Raw genomic sequence first — 17,621 nt, 5'->3', positions numbered from 1 at the left:
GCACCATGACTGATACCCATCTCGGCAGCCAGCTTGGCGTTGTCAAGCGCAACATCGTTCGCGCCGACGAGGCTGCAGTAAAAAAACTCTCAGCCTTCGGCGTGGCAACCATCCACGAGTCGATGGGGCGTATGGGCCTGATGAAAACCTACATGCGCCCGGTGTACGCAGGCGCGTACGCGTGCGGCACCGCAGTGACAGTGCTGCTCCATCCGGGCGACAACTGGATGATGCATGTTGTGGCGGAGCAGGTTCAGCCGGGTGACATTGTCGTCGCCGCCGTAACGGCCGACACCACCGACGGTTTCTTCGGTGACCTCCTGGCCACCAGCTTCCGGGCGCGCGGAGCCGTAGGCCTCGTGATCGATGGCGGATGCCGGGATGTGAAGGATCTCACTGCCATGAAGTTTCCCGTTTTTTCGAAAGCAGTGAGCGCAAAAGGTACGGTCAAGGCGACTCTCGGCTCCGTCAACGTTCCGGTCGTATGTGCTGGCGCTTTGGTCAATCCGGGCGATGTCGTTGTGGCCGACGAAGACGGCGTCGTCGTGGTCCCGGCCGCCTTGGCGCAAAGAGTCGCCGACGCAGCGGCCGCGCGGGAGGCTAACGAAGCCGATAAACGTCAGAAGCTGGCCGCTGGGGTCCTCGGGCTGGATATGTACTCGATGCGCGAACCGCTGGAACGGGCAGGGCTCAAGTACATCGATTGATTGACATGAGTCAAGCGATGACCTCGCAGGGCGCTTTTCTCCACCCTTATTCCGGCATTGAAGAGCATTCAGAAACTGGGCCTGAAATAGATTGAGACGGAACGAGAAAGACAATGAGCGAGCATTTCCCAAAGTCACCCGGTTGGTTGGACTGGTGCCAGAGTCCTTCCAAACCGCGTTTCCAGCTACCGGCCGGTTCGGTAGATGCCCACTGCCATGTGTTTGGTCCCGGTGAGCGCTTTCCCTATGCAACCGAGCGCAAGTACACCCCGTGCGATGCCAGCAAGGAACAGCTGTTTGCGTTGCGCGATCACCTGGGGTTTGAGCGCAATGTAATCGTGCAGGCAACCTGCCATGGCGCAGACAACCGTGCGCTGGTGGACGCGTGCCTCAGTTCTGGCGGCCAAGCGCGCGGCGTTGCGACGGTAAAACGCAATGTCAGCGATCAGGAACTTGACGCGTTGCATGCTGCCGGGATCAGGGGAGTCAGATTCAATTTCGTCAAACGTCTCGTCGACTTTACACCGAGAGAAGAACTGATAGAAGTCGCACATCGCGTCGCCAAACTGAACTGGCATGTCGTTGTCTATTTCGAGGCTGTGGACCTGCCAGAGCTGTGGGACTTTTTCTCGGGACTGCCGACTACCGTGGTGATCGACCACATGGGGCGGCCTGACGTCACCCAACCTGTAGACGGAAGGGATTTCGAACTGCTCGTGAAATTCATGCGCGAGCATGCCAACGTCTGGTCCAAAGTTAGCTGCCCCGAGCGACTTTCTATAACTGGAAAACCAGCGCTGAACGGAGAGCAGGGCGCTTACCAGGACGTGGTGCCGTTCGCCCGGCGCTTGGTGGAAACGTTCCCGGATCGGGTGCTTTGGGGCACCGACTGGCCCCACCCGAATCTGAAGAATCATATGCCGGACGATGGATTGCTGGTGGACTTTATTCCTAGCATTGCCACGACGCCTGAGCTCCAGCGCAAGCTGCTGGTCGACAATCCCATGCGACTGTACTGGGGGAAATGATGAATGCGACCAACGCTCGCGACTATCGCCAGATTCCCGGCACCTATGTCTTCGATGGGGCCCATTGTCAGAAGGGATACGCGCTAAACATGTTTTGCAAGTCGCTAGACCTGGAAAGCAATCGTGCAGCCTTTCGAGCCGACTCTCCCGGCTACCTGAAGAATTTCAAGTTGAGCGACGAGCAACGCAATGCCGTGCTGAATCGGGACTGGCTCGCAATGTTACGACTCGGCGGGAACATTTACTACACGTTTAAGCTGGCAATTTTCGACGGTCTTACGATGCAGCACGTCGGCGCGGCCATGTCGGCCAACGGAATGTCAGTGGATGACTTCCGCGAGATGATGATTTCCGGTGGCCGTCCGATCAACGGTAACCGCAGTGTCGAGGAGTGGTCTCATGGCTAGGTTCGTCGGAGGGGTGGGTACTTCACATGTGCCGTCAATTGGTGCAGCCATCGATCACGGAAAAACTCAGGAACCATACTGGAAACCGCTGTTCGACGGAGTGCAGGCCGCGCGCGACTGGATGGACGAGGTCAAGCCCGACGTGGTTATCGTTGTCTATAACGATCACGCGTCGAGATTCGGTCTCGATGTCACTCCGACATTTGCAATAGGCGTCGCGAACGAGTTTCCTCCACATGACGAGGGGTATGGACCTCGGCCCGTACCGACGTGCCTTGGAGACCCGGCGCTGGCGTGGCACCTGATCGAATCGCTGGTGTTGAACGATGAAATCGATGTGACGATGGTTGGGGAAATGTCGGTGGATCACGGTCTTACTGTGCCGCTCTCGCTGCTGTTTGGTCAGCCGCAGCAGTGGCCCTGCCGTGTGATCCCATTGTGCGTCAATGTGATCCAGTATCCTCAGCCGACCGCCTTGCGTTGCTTCAAGCTTGGACAGGCTCTTCGCCGGGCAATCGATTCGTATGGTCCCGACATCAAGGTAGCTGTGCTCGGGACCGGTGGCATGTCGCATCAATTGCAGGGGGAGCGCGCCGGACTGATCAACGCGCCCTACGACAATCAATGGCTCGACGACATGGTGCGTGATCCGCTGTCATTGGCGAGGATCGGACATACAGAACTGTTGCGCGAGGCGGGCTCTGAAGGGCTGGAGATCATCATGTGGCTCATCATGCGCGGTGCGATGAGTGAAACGGTTCGTCTGATTCATCGTTTCTATCACGTGCCGGCATCGAACACAGCCTATGGTCTGCTGGTATTGGAGGACACGTGATCAAGCCGCTGAAAGTCGCGCTCGCCGGTGCTGGGGCATTTGGCATTCAGCATCTGGACGCGATTCAGAGCCTCGATGTAGCCGAAGTGGTGTGCATCGTAGACGAAAACCTCCAAAAAGCGCGTGAGGTCGCGGGCCGCTATCAGATTGCACAGACAAGCGCGCAACTGGACGAAGTGCTGTCTCAGCCCGATCTCGACGCGGTTATCCTCTGCACGCCAACTCCATTGCACGCCGCTCAGGCGATCATCTGCCTGCAGGCGGGCAAGCATGTTCAGGTGGAGATTCCCCTTGCGGACTCGCTTGACGATGCGCAAGCGGTTGCGCTTTGGCAGCAACGCACGGGGTTGGTCGCGATGTGCGGACATACGCGACGTTTCAATTCGGGGCATCAGTGGCTGCGCGAACGCATTCTGACTGGCGAGTTTTCGTTACGTCAGCTCGATGTGCAGACACATTTTTTGCGCCGTTTCAATACAAATGCCCTTGGGCAACCGCGGGACTGGACGGATCATCTGTTGTGGCATCACGCGGCTCATACCGTAGACCTGTTCCAGTATCAGACCGGTGAAGAGGTAATCGCTGCCAATGTGTTGCAAGGGCCTATCCATCCGAGGCTTGGCATTGCCCTCGATATGTCAATCCAACTCAAGAGTCGCGGCGGTGCAGTGTGCACGCTATCTCTTAGTTTCAACAACGATGGACCGTTGGGATCAACGTTTCGATATATAGGCGACGGCTTGACCTACATCGCCCGCTATGACGTGTTGACCAACGGCATGGGAGAGACTCTTGACCTTGATATGGCCGAGCCGGTGTTGAGCGGAGTAGCGCGGCAAGACAAGGAATTTTTCGCAGCGATCCGCGAATGCCGCGAGCCGAATGCAAGCGTCGCAAGCGTGCTTCCATGCTACCGGGTCTTACACCAGCTTGCCAGACAGCTAGAGTGAGCAGCCGGTTCACGGGTCACGCTTAGCGCGGGTGATTAGCTCGCGTGACGGCGTTGACACTGCAGACCGGCAATGAAATGACTCCGTGGAGGACGTTAGCCAAAGACATCTACACCGCGTGGTGTTAGCACGATCGTTAGCATTACCAATAAACAATCTGAAGTACCGTTCGGCCGACAGTCAACCTTGCTCTCCTTTTGTGGATTGCCGGGTTTGATGGTCGCAAACGAATCGCCGTTCGTCGTTGGTTACAAAAATAAAAAAGAAATCTTTTAAGGATTGGAGACATGAAACAAATTCTGAACGCGGCGGTACTCGCATCCGCGCTGCTCGTGTCCGTGCAGGCATATGCAGAGGGCAGCGTGACCCTCTATGGAATTATTGATACCGGTATAGATTGGGAAAGTCAGGCGGCCAGGACGCCGGGTCAAAAGAGCGCTTCCGGTTCTGCGGTCCGGATGACCTCCTTATCCAGCTCGCTCCCGTCTCGTTGGGGGTTGCGTGGAAAAGAAAACCTCGGTGCGGGATTGAATGTCATTTTTGAACTCGAGAGTGGCTTTGCACCGAACTCAGGTGCTCTTCAAAATGGAAACCGGCTTTTTGGCCGATCGGCGTGGGTAGGACTTGAAACACCGTATGGCACGGTTCGCGCGGGGCGTCAGATCAATATGACGTATATCGCGTTGATGAAGTCGACTGTCCTCGGGCCGGCGCTATATTCGTTGGCGGCGCTTGATCCGTATCTGCCCAATAGCCGTTCCGACAACACGATAAGTTACTTCAACGATTTTCATCATTTCGTTCTGGGTGCCACCTACAGCACCGGCCGGGATGCTGCGAGCAGCCAGGGTAGCCCAACGGTAAATGGCGGGGCGGCATTCAACCCCGGCGCAACCAATTGTCCGGGCAATGTTCCAGGAAACTCGACAGCGTGCCGTCAGATTACGGCGCTGGCCGGTTATTGGGGGCCGGAGTACGGTCTACAGTTCGTGTACGATCAGTTGCGCGGCGGCCCCGGCTTGTTGCCAGGCAGCGTTTCTTATGATCCGTCGATGCCATTGCTGCTCTCAAGTGCAGGTCAGAAGACGACGCGATATATGGTCAGTGGCTATTTTCAGTTGGGGGAGCTTGCCTTGCGTGGCGGCGCAATCCACCGAATGACGACTGCGGCAACGGACTACCAGACCAACATTTTCTACGGCGGCGCCTCTTACATGCTCAAGCCAGATATCGCGCTGGACGCGGAGGTATCGAGGATCGCCACAACGGATCACAAGAATGCCAACTACTACGTGATGCGCGCGACGTATCTCCTGTCGAAAAGAACATCCGTCTACACGATGCTCGGCTTCATGCAGAACAACAGTCGTGCGTCCTATTCCGTTGGGGCGGGTTACTCCACGGTGGCGAATGCGAAACAGGTCGGTGTTCTTTTCGGTATTCAGCAGCGCTTCTAGAAACGTGTTCCATGGCTTCTGGCGAGGCCATGGAATCTATGCCGTTGTGGGTGTCACCCGTCGATGGCTTTTTCGACATCTCCATGAAATTGCACGAGTTGCTGTCGCACGACGTCGCGTACTAACGAAGTACCTTGCGCAATCAGGGAGTCGTTCAGCGCACGCACCGGCGTCGCAACGGAAAGACTGCATTTAAGAATTGGCTTGCGAATGCGATGCAGTCGTAGGTTGGAGTCTCTGATGCAGGGGTGCACACCACTCAGCGGGATCACGGCGCTTCCGTAACCTTTGCGGACCAGTTCCAGTATCGCCGTCAGGTTTTCGATCTCGTGCACAACCTGCGGCGTCAGGCCGAGCGAGGCCATGGCGGTCGCCAGTGCCGCGTGCACTGCATTATTGGTGCCCGCTGTCACGAGCGGGAGTGTCGCCACGTCTGCGAGCGCAAGGGAGCGCGGCAGCGCTCTTCCAGCGCGCTGGGTCAGTGGCCCAGAGACAAGGTACAACTCCTCGTCGGCTAGCAGGCGTAATTCGGCGGAATCGCTAGGCGGTTGGTTATAGACCACTGAACAGTCGAGCTTGCCCGTGCCGACCATATCGACCAGATTCGCCGATAGACCGTCGACGGTGCGCAGTGTCACTTCTGGCAAGTGCTCGCGGAAGGCATCAATTAGCGGGACGACGACTGTGCGTGCAAGGCTGGGGGGTAGTCCGAGCACGAGGTTACCCTGCGCCGGCCCAACACTGCCTCTGACCGCGCGTTCCGCTAGCGCGACCTGACGCAGGACCATCGGAACGTGGTCAAGCAGCCTCTGACCGGCGTCGGTCAGGACAAGGCCGCGGCCGTTGCGCCGGAATAGCTCGGTGCCAAGCTCTGCCTCGAGTTGCGCGACCTGACGGCTCAGTGCCGCCTGGGTCAACCCAAGCACGCTGGCGGCCCGCGTCAGGTTGCCGATCTCAGCGATGCGCGAGAAATGCTGAAGCTGTTTTATTTCCATTTGCCAGTCCTACCGAAAATGTATATCAGATATGCCGATGATGCGGTTTCCCTAAATCAGATATCACTATATCTTAACACTCATGGACACCGAGTGAACTGGCAATGTCTCTGCAGCGATGGATCACTTTATGGCGGCGTGGCCGCACTGTTATCAGGAACAGCCTGCTCGGCTCGTTTCTGACCTGCCTGGCGGGCACGCTGTTCAATGCATTCGTTGACGGTCATTTCGAGGTGTTGGGAACAGCGGGGCTCATGCGGCGGCTGGCTATCGGGTATGTCGGATCGGCTGTGGTGGTGGTGCTTGCATTCCCGCTTCTGTCTGGGCGTCCGCGTCACAGGAGTCCGGACGACGGCGCATAGGTTGACGCCAGTCCCAGCCGGGTGCGCCCGCCTTTTACGTCTTGCCCTTTGAACAAAACACAGGAGACATTATGGACACCTCCACACATCCAATCACCATCAAGCCCCGCCCGCGCGGAGCGGATCGCTACCAGTACCTCACGCAGACCAATGCCGGCACGCCTGCAGGCGAATTGCTTCGGCGTTACTGGCAGCCAGTGGCGTTGATCGATTCGTTGCCAGTCGGTTCTGCGCCACAGCCGATTCGCATCATGGGCGAAGACCTGGTGTTGTTTCGCGATGACGATGGTCATGTCGGTCTGATCGACCGGAAGTGTGCTCACCGCTGCACGGACCTCGCGCTGGGCCGTATTGAATCTGGCGGTATTCGTTGTCCTTATCACGGCTGGCTGTTCGACGTGAATGGCCATTGTCTCGATCAGCCTGCCGAAGCTTCGGCTACCGCCAAAGACCGGATCCGAATGAAGTCATATCCGCTTCATGAGGCGGGTGGCGCGTTCTGGGCGTATATGGGTCCAGGCGAACCACCGCTTTTTCCGAATTATCCGGCGCTCGCAGGCGGTAGCGAGTATCGCTACACGACGCGCTGGTTTGGGGACTGCAACTGGATGCAGGCGAGCGAAGGCAATATCGATCCTGTTCACACGTCTTACTTGCATCAGTTGGAGCTGTCGAGTGCGGACATGCAAGCCCGCTGGGGCGTGTTTTCGAATCAGGCGAGGCCCGAGCTGGCTGTGGAGGATACACGCTTTGGCGTGAGGCTATATACCCTGCGCAAGATCGAAGGCACTGATCGGTCGTCAATCCGCATCACTAATTTCGTGATGCCTAACGCCTGCGCTGTTGGTGGCTTCGAGGGCTATCTCGGTGACGGCGGGGTAACGATGCTGTGGGACGTTCCTATCGATGATGAACATCACTGGCGCTGGGAGTTCATTTTTCATCGCAGCGGCAAACTCGATAAGGCCGCACTCGCGGAACAATACGAATCCGAAAAAGCCGAAGGCGACCGCATGCGGCGCGCCAAAGACGACCTGTATTCACAGGATCGCGAATCGATGAAGCGCCAGGCTTACCTGGGTTTGGGCGAGTGTTTTTCCGTGCATGACATTGCGATCACCCAGTCGCAGGGGACGATCCACGAGCAGAGCGGCGAGCACCTTTCGTCGTCCGATATTGCCATCGTACGAGCGCGCCGGATGCTCGACGAGGCGGCGCAGGTGGTAGCGGAAAACGGAGATCCTCGCGGCGTGGTTCGCCGCCAGGAAGACAACGATTTCCGGGACATGGTCGTGATAACCGGAGAGATCGGCGCTGGGGAGTCAAAGGAAACGTATTGCGCGGGTTACAGCGAAAGTGCCGAGCTGTTCAGTTTGCAACCGCGCACGACTTAAGAAAACGTCCACGCGTCTCGCCAGGTTTTCCGGCGGGACGCAATTATTCTTTGCCGCAATGACGTCGTCGTTGTGTGACCTGACTCTCCCTGACGTATTTTTGCCATGAATACCATCCCCGTTCGAGTCGTTGCTGCCGAAATCATTGCCGAGGGAATCCGCCTGTTGAAACTCTTGCCGCAGGACGGATCTGTGCTGCCGGCGTGGGAGCCTGGCTCGCATATCGATGTGCATCTTGATTCGGGAGTGATCCGCCAGTACTCGCTGTGCGGATCGTGTACCGACACATCGACGTACGAGATCGCCGTCAAGCGGGAGCCCGAATCGCGCGGCGGCTCGAAGTTTGTCCATGAGTCGTTGAATGTCGGCAGTCTACTGAGAATCTCTGCGCCGCGTAATCATTTCACCACCTGTGCTGAAGCTCAACGCAATCTGCTGGTGGCGGGGGGTATCGGCATTACGCCGATTATCAGCATGGCGCGACAGTTCCACCGTCAGGACCGTGCGTTCGAATTACTGTATTTCACCCGCTCTGAAACTCACACGGCATTCCGAGACGAACTGGGCAGTGAGCCGCTCAATAGCTCGTGCCGGCTGCTATTCGGCCTGGAGCGCGATGCTGTCGAAGCGACGTTGGACGATGCGCTGCGCAACCGCCATGACGGATGTCATCTGTACCTGTGCGGACCTCAGCCCTTCATGGACACAGTCCGCATGGTCGCCGCGCGTCACGGTTGGCCAGACGACGCCGTTCATCTCGAGTATTTTGCCGCTGCGGCGCCATCGGAGGCCGAGCCGCACACCTCCTTTGACGTCAGGCTCGCCCGGTCGGACAAGACGTTCACCATCCCCGCGGACAAAACGATTGTCGATGTGCTGCGAGAGCATGGAACGGACGTCGAGACATCCTGCGAGCAGGGAGTCTGCGGGACCTGCATCGTGAAGGTACTCGAAGGATGCCCAGACCATCGCGACTACTTTCTCACTGCACAGGAACACGCGAAGGGGGATTGCATGGCGATGTGTGTATCCCGTTCGCTTACGAAGGTGCTGGTGGTCGATTTGTAATTCGGAGTCGGCAGTTAAGGGAAAAACTCATAAAAAAGACTGGAGACAACGATGTCAAAGCGCTTTGGCAGGACTGGCTGTGTGCGCGCGCTAACCGCGAGCGCCCTTGTAATACTCCCCGTGAAGTACGCAGTGGCTGTCGACGGCATCGCGCTTAGCGGGTCCAATGTCCTGTCCGCCGGTATGGGCGGAACTTCGATCGCGTTTCCCCAGGACAGTACGGCCGCGGCCGACAATCCAGCCGGCATGGGGCTAGTCGGATCGCGAACCGACTTCGGCGTTCAGCTTCTGGAGCCGCTGACAGATTTCGACTATGGGAGTGCGTCCAACAGACTGCATAGCGGAAAAGTGTATCCGGTTCCCAATGGAGGCGCGAACTGGCAGATCTCGCCGCGGCTCACATTGGGTGTTTCTCTATTCGGGGTTGGTGTGGGCACGAGCTATGGCCGACCCGCGCTCTCGATTGCCGGTGCAGGAGTGGCTCAATCGAGCTTGCAGACCGCAATCGCTGCGCCGACTGTCACGTACAGGATCACAGAACACAACATCCTCGGTTTCAGTCTGGCGCTGGCCTATCAGCGATTTTCTGCGAATGGCGCCATTGTCCCCATGAGCGACGGGACACTCCAGCCGCTGCCTTCGCACGGTGTGTCGAACGCGTTCGGCTACGGAGCACGGGTCGGTTACATCTGGCAACCGACGCCTGCTTTCACCTTTGGAGCAAGTTACGCCTCGCGCATCCGGATGAGTAAGCTCGCCGGCTACAAAGACGACCTGCTGGCGGCTGGCGGCGGCCGCATCGATATCGGCGCCCAATACGGCGTCGGCATTGCCTACAGGATCATACCGAGCGTGACACTGGCGGCAGACTGGTTACATATGGAATTTTCCAATACGGTAATCGGCTCCGCGCAAGGATTCGGCTGGCAAAACCAGGACTTTTTCCGCCTCGGTGCGGCGTGGGACGTCAATTCGCGCTGGACGCTGCGCACGGGATTCTCACGCGGCAATCATCCTATCGGTCCTTCTGTGGTCGCGCAGAATCTGCTTTCCGCGATGCCGGTATCAACATCGGTTTCCGTCGGCACGTCGTACCGGTTCAACAAGACCGATGAAGTGAGCGGAGTCTTCGAATATGGATTCCCCGTCACGGTGACCGGAGACGGTGCCAGTACCGGGTTCAGCGAACGAACGCGAACCGAGGTCGTTGGCGTTAGTTACGGGCATCGTTTCTAGTTCGCACTCCCGCAGACGCCGGCGTTCGTATCCGGCCACGAAGACGCAGTGAATATCAGGAGAACCCATGCCTACCTTTCCGTTTGACCCGACATCCGAACTGGCTCCCGACCTGCTATCCAGCTTTTACATCGATGGGCAGTGGGTGAAACCTGTCTCCAATGCATCCGTATCGCTCGTGGCGCCGTCGACTGAACAGGTTTTTGCAACGGTGTCGCTCGCGAACGCGGAGGATGTAGACAAAGCGGTCGATGCCGCGCGAAGAGCGTTCGATACCGGACCCTGGCCACGCATGACTGGCCCCGAACGGGCCGCCTGCCTGCGAAGGATGTCCGCGTCGCTGGCGTCCCGCATGACGCTCCTGTCGCGCATCTGGACTGCTGAAGTCGGTGCACCTGTGTGGTTCGCGGATATGTTCGTACCCACCGCGACGGCAATGCTTGATTACTACGCCGACCTGGCGTCGACCTTCGCTTTTGAAGAGAGCCGGCCCACGCGCAACGGAACGGCCAGCATTATCCGGCAACCAGTCGGCGTTGCTGCGCTGATCGCGCCGTGGAACGCGCAACTACCCATTCTCTCCTATAAGCTGGGCGCGGCACTGGCTGCCGGATGCACGGTTGTGGTCAAGGCGCCCCCAGAAACACCGTTCGATGCGCTTGTTGTCGCGCAATGCGCGCACGAGGCGGGCCTCCCGCCGGGCGTACTGAATGTGATTACTGCTGACGCGGACGGAGGCGCACATCTGGTAGCCAAGCAGGAAGTCGACAAGGTCAGCTTCACCGGGAGCACAGCCACAGGAAAGGTGATTGCTAGAACCTGTGCTGACCGGCTTGCTAGAGTGACGCTCGAACTGGGCGGAAAATCTGCCGCCATCGTTCTGGATGATGCGGAACTGAATCCGACGCTTGCCGCGCTAGCGCCGTTCACAATGCCGTTCTCCGGGCAGATCTGCTTTGCACAGACACGAATCCTGGTCCCGCGCACGCGCGAGCAGGAGTTCGTCGAAGCCTATAGCGCGGTCATTGGCTCTCTCAAGGTAGGGGACCCCTGGGACATGGCCACGCAGGTTGGCCCGCTTGCGAGCCGCCGTCAGCTCGACCGGGTGCTCGGATACATCGAGGCGGGGCGTAAGGAAGGGGCGCGAATCACGACGGGCGGTGCCCGCAGTCCTCGATTTGAAGAGGGGTTCTTCGTCGAGCCTACCGTATTCGCAGGCGTGACAGCCGACATGACGATTGCCCGCGAAGAAATTTTCGGCCCCGTCGCGTCGATCATCGCGTACGACGACGTCGACCAGGCGGTGGCATTGGCGAACGATACCGACTTCGGACTGAGCGGTACGGTGTTCACCAGCGACGTCGAGCGCGGTTATGCAATGGCGCGGCGGATCAGAACCGGCAACGTTTCGGTCAACGGACTGGAGATGGCGCCTAACGTGCCGTTTGGCGGCTTCAAGCAATCGGGGATCGGGAGAGAGGGAGGTCCAGAGGGCTTGCACGCATTCCTGGAAGACCAGGCGATATATCTTCCTGCCGGTTCGCCGCGCGCGCGGCAGGAGTGACGTGATGGACTACGACTACATTGTGGTCGGCGCCGGGAGCGCTGGCTGCGTGACGGCGAACCGACTGGTTCGCGAGTGGCGGGCGAAAGTGCTGCTGGTGGAAGCAGGGCCGCCGGCTAACAGCGCGCTGATCCGTATGCCCGCTGGGACGTTCAAAATGCTGTTCAACGGTAGCCCGCTTATAAAACGCTACGCGTCGGCCCCGCAGGCGTCGCTGGGTGGTCGCGCGGTCTCCATTCCGCAGGGCAATGTTGTCGGCGGCGGCAGCTCCGTGAATGCGATGGCTTATACCAGGGGATCGCGTACCGACTACGAACGCTGGGTCGCCGCTACGGGTGATCCGGGCTGGTCGTGGGAAGGGTTATTGCCGTATTTCTGCAAACAGGAAGGCAACCAGCGACTCGACAACGAGGCGCACGGCGCCGACGGCCCACTGAAGGTCTCGGACCCGTTGTACAAAGCCGATGTGGCGGACCGGTTTGTGCGTGCCATGCAGCGCAAGGGCTTGCCGTTCGCGACGGACTTCAATGCCGGAACGCTGCGCGGAGTCGGGTATATGCAGACGACTACGCACAAGGGGCAACGCTGCAGTGCTGCAGATGCGTTCCTTGCGCCGGTCATGTCCGATCCGCTGCTGTCCCTGGTCACACAAGCCAATGTGCATCGCATTGTTTTCGAGGGAGAACGCGCGGTCGGTGTCGAATACACGGCACGCGGCGCGCTCATGCAGGCGCGGGCGTCGTCCGAAGTGATTGTCTGCGCCGGCGCTTTCGCGACGCCCAAGCTGCTGATGTTGTCGGGCATCGGTCCCGCCGCCCATCTGCGCGAACACGGCGTGGAGGTGCGGGTCGACTCGCCGGGCGTGGGCGAAAACCTGCAGGACCATAACGTCGCGGTGGTCTCGATGACCACGCACGGGCAGCACGGTTACTTCGGCGAGGATCGCGGAGCACGTGCCCTATGGAACGGGCTGCAATACCTTGCTTTCCATAACGGTCCTATTGCGTCGAACGGTGCGGAAACGATGGCGTTCGTGAACCTCAGCGTCCCGGACGACGAACCGGACCTGCAGCTCTATTGCGTTGGGGTTATGTGGCCCGATCCGCAGGCTCCAAAGCCGTCCTACGGCATGACGCTGATGGCGAATCTCGTGCGGCCGCGTTCACGCGGAACCGTGCGGCTGAAATCGGCCGACCCGACAGACGATGCATTGGTCGATCCCAACTGGCTCCACGATGACGAAGACACGAAGCGGCTCGTCGAAGCGATCCGGTATCTGAGAGGAATCGCGGCTCACGAACCTTTCGCGTCTATCGTAAAGGCCGAAGTGGGGCCGGGGCTCCAGCTCCAGTCGGACGACGAACTGTCCGAGTACATCAGGCGGACGACGGAATCCAACTATCATCCGGTCGGCACATGCAGGATGGGGCATCCTGACGATCCGATGTCAGTCCTGACGCCGGATCTCCAAGTGAAAGGCGTCACCGGGTTGCGTGTGTTCGATGCATCGATGATGCCGTCGATCATTAGCTCCAATACGAATGCGACGGTAATGGCGGTCGCGGATCGAGCGGTGGACATCATGATGTCGAGCGCAACCGTGTCACCTGCGGCGAGCGACCGTTCGCATGCAATGCAGCCCGAGTGAAGCGATGACAGACACACGTGATGCTGCGAGCGATCTTTGCGAGGTGGAAACATGACGTCAAGCGCACGCCGTCCACTCGTTATGGTGGCACTTGATGGGAACGTTGAATATGTGAACGACACGTTCGTGGAATCGCTCGGGTGGTCCCGCGAAGCCGTGCTTAATGCGCCAGCGTCGTCGCTACTTGCAGATATACCTAAGGCCGTCCTGCTCGATATCCAGAAAACGGTGCGGGCTAATCGCCCATGGATTGGATTCCTCGCTTACCGAACGGTGACTGGTGAGGTTTTTTGGGCCCGATCGAATCTGATGCCCAGCCGTTCCGGCAAACGGGCAATTGCGATGATCGAACCCATCGAACTTGCGGAGGCCGCCGACGTAGCCCACGCCTACCGAATGATCGGTGACGGCAGCAGGGACTGGTCTGTACACGGCGGAAGAGTTCGGAAGAAAAGAGGGTTCTTTTCGCCGTCCGGCGCCATACGCATAAGTTTGCGTTGGAAGATTGCGAGTGTCGTGCTGGGGCTGTTGCTGGCATCGTTCTCGGCGTGCATTGCATCTTCCAATGGAATACGTCTTGAAACTATATGCGCCGTGCTGCTCTCTGTCTTCGTCATTGCCGGTTGGCTTTTGACAAAAATGGTTTATCGGCCTTTGCGCGAAATCACCCGGGTGGCTATTGGTCTGGCGGCAGGACAGCTCGACATTGCGCCTGGCTTGCCGCGTGATGACGAATTAGGGGACGTCCTGCTGCTACTCAACCAGGCGATCCTGAACTTGCGGACAACGGTAGCCGATGTGCGTGACGGGGTGATCCATGTATCCTCGGGGACCGAGACGCTAGCTGGCGGAAATCGTGACCTGTCCGAACGGACCGATCAACAGGTTAGTAGTATTCAGAATACTGCAGCTAGTGTCGAGCAGCTCAACGCGACGATTTCGAACAATACGGAGGCGGCAAGCGAGGCGGATCGACTTGCGCAGGAATCCACGGTTGTGGCGCGTGCGGGAGGAGAGATAGTCGAGCGGATGGTCGAGATCATGCGGCAGGTTGATGCGTCCAGCTCGGAAAGCGGGAGCATACTGGGCGTGATCGATGGGATAGCGTATCAGACCAACATTCTTGCTCTAAACGCCGCAGTGGAAGCGGCTCGTGCAGGACCAGGCGGGCGCAGCTTTGCGGTCGTGGCCGCCGAGGTGAGGGCTCTTGCTCAGCGAAGCGCGGCGGCCGCCAATGAAATCCGTAGCCTTGCCACAAATAGCGTAAATCTGGCCCAGGAGGGCCGCGGCGTCGCAGAAAGAGCCGGCGCGAAAATGCGGGAAACGGAGGCCGCCGTAACCACAGTCTGCAACCTGATTGGTGAGATAAAGGATGCGTGTGCCGAACAACGGCATGGCATGGTGCAGATCGAAGAGGCCATAACGGCGATTGACGTGACGACGCAACGGAATTCGGCGCTGGTAGACGCCGTTGCTTCGATATCCGAAAAAATCCGTCTGAAAGCGGCCGGCGTCGCGCAAGCCGTCTCCCTCTTCGACATCTGAGATCAAACCGGACGTGGGTCGCAGGACGCACTGGTTGACCGCATAAAGACCGCGCCAGCAGCTCTTCAGTGAAGCGTCCTTAAAGAAGGACGCTTCACTGACATTCGCAAATCGTGCCGGCGAATGTCTTCTCTCTATCGACGACTGAGTCTTTCCGTTAAGCGTTGTTCGATGCCTGCCCTTGTCCGCAGCCCATGAGTGCACGGCGACGCATGCGGGCAGGCGTTGGACAAGGCTGAAGGGAGGAAACCGCGGAGTGAACCGACGCGGCCGGAACCTGGATCGGCTATGGGGAATAAAGCGGGCTCACCGTCAGCCTTGCCACCGGATGCTGAAGCGAACCTGGGTCGGGATGGTGTCGAAGGCGGTTTCGAAGGTGTCGACCGGGATGATGTGACGATGCCGCGAGCGGCGCCAGGGGCTGCCTGGAGCGGCAGACGTGAGTGTCTCCTGTTGGCGCTCGTTGCCGAAGAGCCGACGGTCCGAATGAAGATCCTGGTCATTTGCGCTCATACGCTGCCTCGGAATGTCGGGGGCGCGCGAATCGGATGGGTGCGCGGGAGGATCTCGATGATGATGTTGGTGCCCACAGTTGCCGCTAGCCGCGTCAGTAAGTCTGCTAGCAGAAAATTGACTGAAAGTGCTCGACATATCGAGCAAAAAATGGAAAATCGAGCGATTTTAGGCTGTTGTAACGGCGCAACGGCTGAGTGGCACGATGTCCACTAACGTTGCTAGCGTCGATTTCATGTTCTCTAATGCTGCTAGCGCGTCCTTGCCGCATATGGGGGTAGACATGGCGTCCTCCGAGGAGATTGAAGCTCGGGCAGCGAAAATAGCGTCGGTGTTGAGACCTCTGGGAAACGGTGAGCTTTCCCGGGAGCAGGCGAAACGCGCGGCGCAATTGCTCAAGGTTCATTGGGCGACCGTCTATCGCCTGCGTCGCCGCTTTCTCGCGAATCCTGTAACGAGCACTTTACAGCCGTCGCCTTGCGGTCGCATACCAGGCGGGCAACTGGACGCCGCGGTTGAGACCGTCATCGACGATGTCGTGCACGAATGGTTACCCGCGCAACGGCAACTGGCCCATCCAGCAACCGACCTGGTGCTTGAAATCAAACGTCGATGTGCGGTTGCGGGCCTGGACTCTCCCAGTCGGTCTACGGTGGCTCGCCGATGGACAGCATATCGCCAGCAAGATGCATTGGCACGAGCTGCACTTCCCGAGTCGATGATTGCACCCGGCACGTTCGGGGTCCGCTATCCGCTTGACATCGTCCAGATCGATCACACGCAGGCCGACATCCTGCTGGTGAGCGAGTTGGACGGGCAGGTTATTGGCCGCCCGTGGCTGTCCCTCGCACTTGATGTTGCGTCGAGGTGCGTGCTGGGCTTCTACCTGAGAATGGAACGACCCGGCGCGGCCACGGTCGGCTTGCTTCTGACACGGGTCGTGCTGCCGAAGGCGGCATGGCTTGCCAAGATAGGCGTAGAAGCAGACTGGCCCATGAGAGGTATTCCGCGTGTCCTGCATCTTGATAACGCCGCTGAATTCAAGAGCAGGGCGCTCCGCAGCGGATGCCGTGAATACGGCATTGACCTTATGTATCGTCCGGTCGGTAAGCCCCATTTTGGTGGCCATATTGAACGGCTGAACCGGACGTTGATGGAGCGCGTGCGTGGGTTGCCAGGAGCGACGGGATCGTCCGCAAAAGGACGCAAGGCTCGCCAGGCCGAGAAAACCGCCAGCCTGACACTTAAGGACTTCGAACAATGGATGACGATCGAAATCGGAAGGCGATATCATCAAAGCCCTCATCGCGGCTTGTCTGGGCTTCCTCCTGCCGAAAAGTGGCGCGAACTTTCCAGCTCGGCTGAGTCCCGATATCTGCCGAATGCACCGGATGCAGAACTTCAATTTTTGATAAGGTTTCTGCCAGTCGAGCCACGAACAATACAGGCGGATGGCCTCAACATATTTCGGATCCGGTATTGGCACCCGTTGTTCGCCGCATGGCGGGAGACACGCCGTGCTGTGACTGTGCGTTACCATCCCGAGGACCTGTCGAGGGTAATCGTAAGTGCGGGAAAGAAGATCTACATAGAGGTGCGTTACGCGGATTTGCGGCGGCCTCCCATCTCGCTCTTCGAACAGCGGGCAGCTTTGAAAGCGATCAGGGATAGAGGACAGCGAACGATCTCACAAAGAGGAATTTTTGAGACGATCATGGAGCAACGGAGTGTGATCATGAATGCGACGCGAGCCACTCGGAAGCGTCGGCGTTCCAGATCGCAGAGCATTCCTCCTTTGGGAAGGCTAGACCGGCAGGGAGTCGAGCAGCAACCTGAACAGCGGGACGCGGAACAGGTGGATTATGACTTACCAGTGACCGCGTACGACGTCGAACAGTGGTAAGGAGCCGAC

General features: G+C 58.7%; 15 protein-coding genes. 13 read left to right on the top strand and 2 right to left on the bottom strand.

Going from position 1 to position 17,621, the window contains the following annotated elements:
* Positions 1–5: 5 nt before the first annotated feature.
* The 6 genes from ligK to AB6809_RS09600 all read left to right on the top strand — a co-directional run bounded on the left by ligK (position 6) and on the right by AB6809_RS09600 (position 5,384).
* Complete coding sequence (gene ligK, locus AB6809_RS09625; protein WP_371026709.1) at positions 6–707, top strand: 4-carboxy-4-hydroxy-2-oxoadipate aldolase/oxaloacetate decarboxylase; 702 nt, start codon at positions 6–8, stop codon at positions 705–707.
* Between the two features lie 113 nt (positions 708–820).
* A complete protein-coding gene (locus AB6809_RS09620) occupies positions 821–1,735 on the top strand; it encodes an amidohydrolase family protein (RefSeq protein WP_371026482.1) in 915 nt (304 codons plus the stop codon).
* Positions 1,732–2,142, top strand: a complete 411-nt coding sequence (gene ligA / locus AB6809_RS09615; RefSeq protein WP_371026481.1) for a protocatechuate 4,5-dioxygenase subunit alpha — start codon at positions 1,732–1,734, stop codon at positions 2,140–2,142. The genes AB6809_RS09620 and ligA overlap by 4 nt, the downstream gene beginning before the upstream one ends.
* Positions 2,135–2,977: a class III extradiol dioxygenase subunit beta gene (locus AB6809_RS09610; protein ID WP_371026480.1), complete on the top strand. Its 843-nt coding sequence runs from the start codon at positions 2,135–2,137 to the stop codon at positions 2,975–2,977. The genes ligA and AB6809_RS09610 overlap by 8 nt, the downstream gene beginning before the upstream one ends.
* A complete protein-coding gene (locus tag AB6809_RS09605) occupies positions 2,974–3,927 on the top strand; it encodes a Gfo/Idh/MocA family oxidoreductase (protein ID WP_371026479.1) in 954 nt (317 codons plus the stop codon). The genes AB6809_RS09610 and AB6809_RS09605 overlap by 4 nt, the downstream gene beginning before the upstream one ends.
* 287 nt (positions 3,928–4,214) lie before the next feature.
* The gene (locus AB6809_RS09600; RefSeq protein WP_371026478.1) at positions 4,215–5,384 is read left to right on the top strand and encodes a porin; all 1,170 of its coding nucleotides are present in this window, start codon (positions 4,215–4,217) and stop codon (positions 5,382–5,384) included.
* A 53-nt stretch (positions 5,385–5,437) separates the two neighbouring features.
* Here the strand turns inward: AB6809_RS09600 and AB6809_RS09595 are convergent, their stop codons facing one another.
* The gene (locus AB6809_RS09595; protein ID WP_371026477.1) at positions 5,438–6,379 is read right to left on the bottom strand and encodes a LysR family transcriptional regulator; all 942 of its coding nucleotides are present in this window, start codon (positions 6,377–6,379) and stop codon (positions 5,438–5,440) included.
* A 433-nt stretch (positions 6,380–6,812) separates the two neighbouring features.
* Here AB6809_RS09595 and AB6809_RS09590 point away from each other — a divergent pair, with 433 nt between their 5' ends.
* The 6 genes from AB6809_RS09590 to AB6809_RS09565 all read left to right on the top strand — a co-directional run bounded on the left by AB6809_RS09590 (position 6,813) and on the right by AB6809_RS09565 (position 15,196).
* Positions 6,813–8,135 (top strand): Rieske 2Fe-2S domain-containing protein, encoded by a 1,323-nt coding sequence (locus AB6809_RS09590; RefSeq protein ID WP_371026476.1) that lies wholly within the window; start codon positions 6,813–6,815, stop codon positions 8,133–8,135.
* Positions 8,136–8,240: 105 nt separating this feature from the next.
* Positions 8,241–9,203, top strand: a complete 963-nt coding sequence (locus AB6809_RS09585) for a 2Fe-2S iron-sulfur cluster-binding protein (protein ID WP_371026475.1) — start codon at positions 8,241–8,243, stop codon at positions 9,201–9,203.
* Positions 9,204–9,254: 51 nt separating this feature from the next.
* Positions 9,255–10,439 carry an OmpP1/FadL family transporter gene (locus tag AB6809_RS09580; RefSeq protein ID WP_371026474.1) on the top strand — a complete coding sequence of 395 codons (1,185 nt, stop codon included), beginning with the start codon at positions 9,255–9,257 and terminating at the stop codon, positions 10,437–10,439.
* Between the two features lie 67 nt (positions 10,440–10,506).
* Complete coding sequence (locus AB6809_RS09575; RefSeq protein ID WP_371026473.1) at positions 10,507–12,003, top strand: aldehyde dehydrogenase; 1,497 nt, start codon at positions 10,507–10,509, stop codon at positions 12,001–12,003.
* 4 nt (positions 12,004–12,007) lie between these two features.
* Positions 12,008–13,651, top strand: a complete 1,644-nt coding sequence (locus tag AB6809_RS09570) for a GMC family oxidoreductase (protein ID WP_371026472.1) — start codon at positions 12,008–12,010, stop codon at positions 13,649–13,651.
* A 51-nt stretch (positions 13,652–13,702) separates the two neighbouring features.
* Entirely contained in the window at positions 13,703–15,196 is a 1,494-nt protein-coding gene (locus tag AB6809_RS09565) for a methyl-accepting chemotaxis protein (protein WP_371026471.1), read from the top strand.
* 312 nt (positions 15,197–15,508) lie between these two features.
* Here the strand turns inward: AB6809_RS09565 and AB6809_RS09560 are convergent, their stop codons facing one another.
* On the bottom strand, positions 15,509–15,709 hold the full coding sequence (locus AB6809_RS09560) for a hypothetical protein (protein ID WP_027803822.1): 201 nt from the start codon (positions 15,707–15,709) through the stop codon (positions 15,509–15,511).
* Positions 15,710–15,992: 283 nt separating this feature from the next.
* On the opposite strand from AB6809_RS09560, the gene AB6809_RS09555 reads away from it, so the two are divergent.
* Positions 15,993–17,612 carry a Mu transposase C-terminal domain-containing protein gene (locus AB6809_RS09555; RefSeq protein WP_371026470.1) on the top strand — a complete coding sequence of 540 codons (1,620 nt, stop codon included), beginning with the start codon at positions 15,993–15,995 and terminating at the stop codon, positions 17,610–17,612.
* Positions 17,613–17,621: the final 9 nt, after the last annotated feature.

The organism is Paraburkholderia sp. RCC_158 (genome assembly GCF_041355255.1).
Taxonomy (GTDB): domain Bacteria; phylum Pseudomonadota; class Gammaproteobacteria; order Burkholderiales; family Burkholderiaceae; genus Paraburkholderia; species Paraburkholderia graminis.
The sequence above is the reverse complement of the archived record's forward strand: the minus strand, read 5'-3'. Positions and strand labels throughout refer to the sequence as shown.

Coding starts and splice junctions, on each gene's coding strand:
- AB6809_RS09595 (WP_371026477.1), bottom strand. CDS start 6,379: ATGGAAATAAAACAGCTTCAGCATTTCTCGCGCATCGCTGAGATCGGC.
- ligK (WP_371026709.1), top strand. CDS start 6: ATGACTGATACCCATCTCGGCAGCCAGCTTGGCGTTGTCAAGCGCAAC.
- AB6809_RS09575 (WP_371026473.1), top strand. CDS start 10,507: ATGCCTACCTTTCCGTTTGACCCGACATCCGAACTGGCTCCCGACCTG.
- AB6809_RS09565 (WP_371026471.1), top strand. CDS start 13,703: ATGACGTCAAGCGCACGCCGTCCACTCGTTATGGTGGCACTTGATGGG.
- ligA (WP_371026481.1), top strand. CDS start 1,732: ATGATGAATGCGACCAACGCTCGCGACTATCGCCAGATTCCCGGCACC.
- AB6809_RS09555 (WP_371026470.1), top strand. CDS start 15,993: ATGGCGTCCTCCGAGGAGATTGAAGCTCGGGCAGCGAAAATAGCGTCG.
- AB6809_RS09570 (WP_371026472.1), top strand. CDS start 12,008: ATGGACTACGACTACATTGTGGTCGGCGCCGGGAGCGCTGGCTGCGTG.
- AB6809_RS09600 (WP_371026478.1), top strand. CDS start 4,215: ATGAAACAAATTCTGAACGCGGCGGTACTCGCATCCGCGCTGCTCGTG.
- AB6809_RS09585 (WP_371026475.1), top strand. CDS start 8,241: ATGAATACCATCCCCGTTCGAGTCGTTGCTGCCGAAATCATTGCCGAG.
- AB6809_RS09580 (WP_371026474.1), top strand. CDS start 9,255: ATGTCAAAGCGCTTTGGCAGGACTGGCTGTGTGCGCGCGCTAACCGCG.
- AB6809_RS09560 (WP_027803822.1), bottom strand. CDS start 15,709: ATGAGCGCAAATGACCAGGATCTTCATTCGGACCGTCGGCTCTTCGGC.
- AB6809_RS09590 (WP_371026476.1), top strand. CDS start 6,813: ATGGACACCTCCACACATCCAATCACCATCAAGCCCCGCCCGCGCGGA.
- AB6809_RS09610 (WP_371026480.1), top strand. CDS start 2,135: ATGGCTAGGTTCGTCGGAGGGGTGGGTACTTCACATGTGCCGTCAATT.
- AB6809_RS09620 (WP_371026482.1), top strand. CDS start 821: ATGAGCGAGCATTTCCCAAAGTCACCCGGTTGGTTGGACTGGTGCCAG.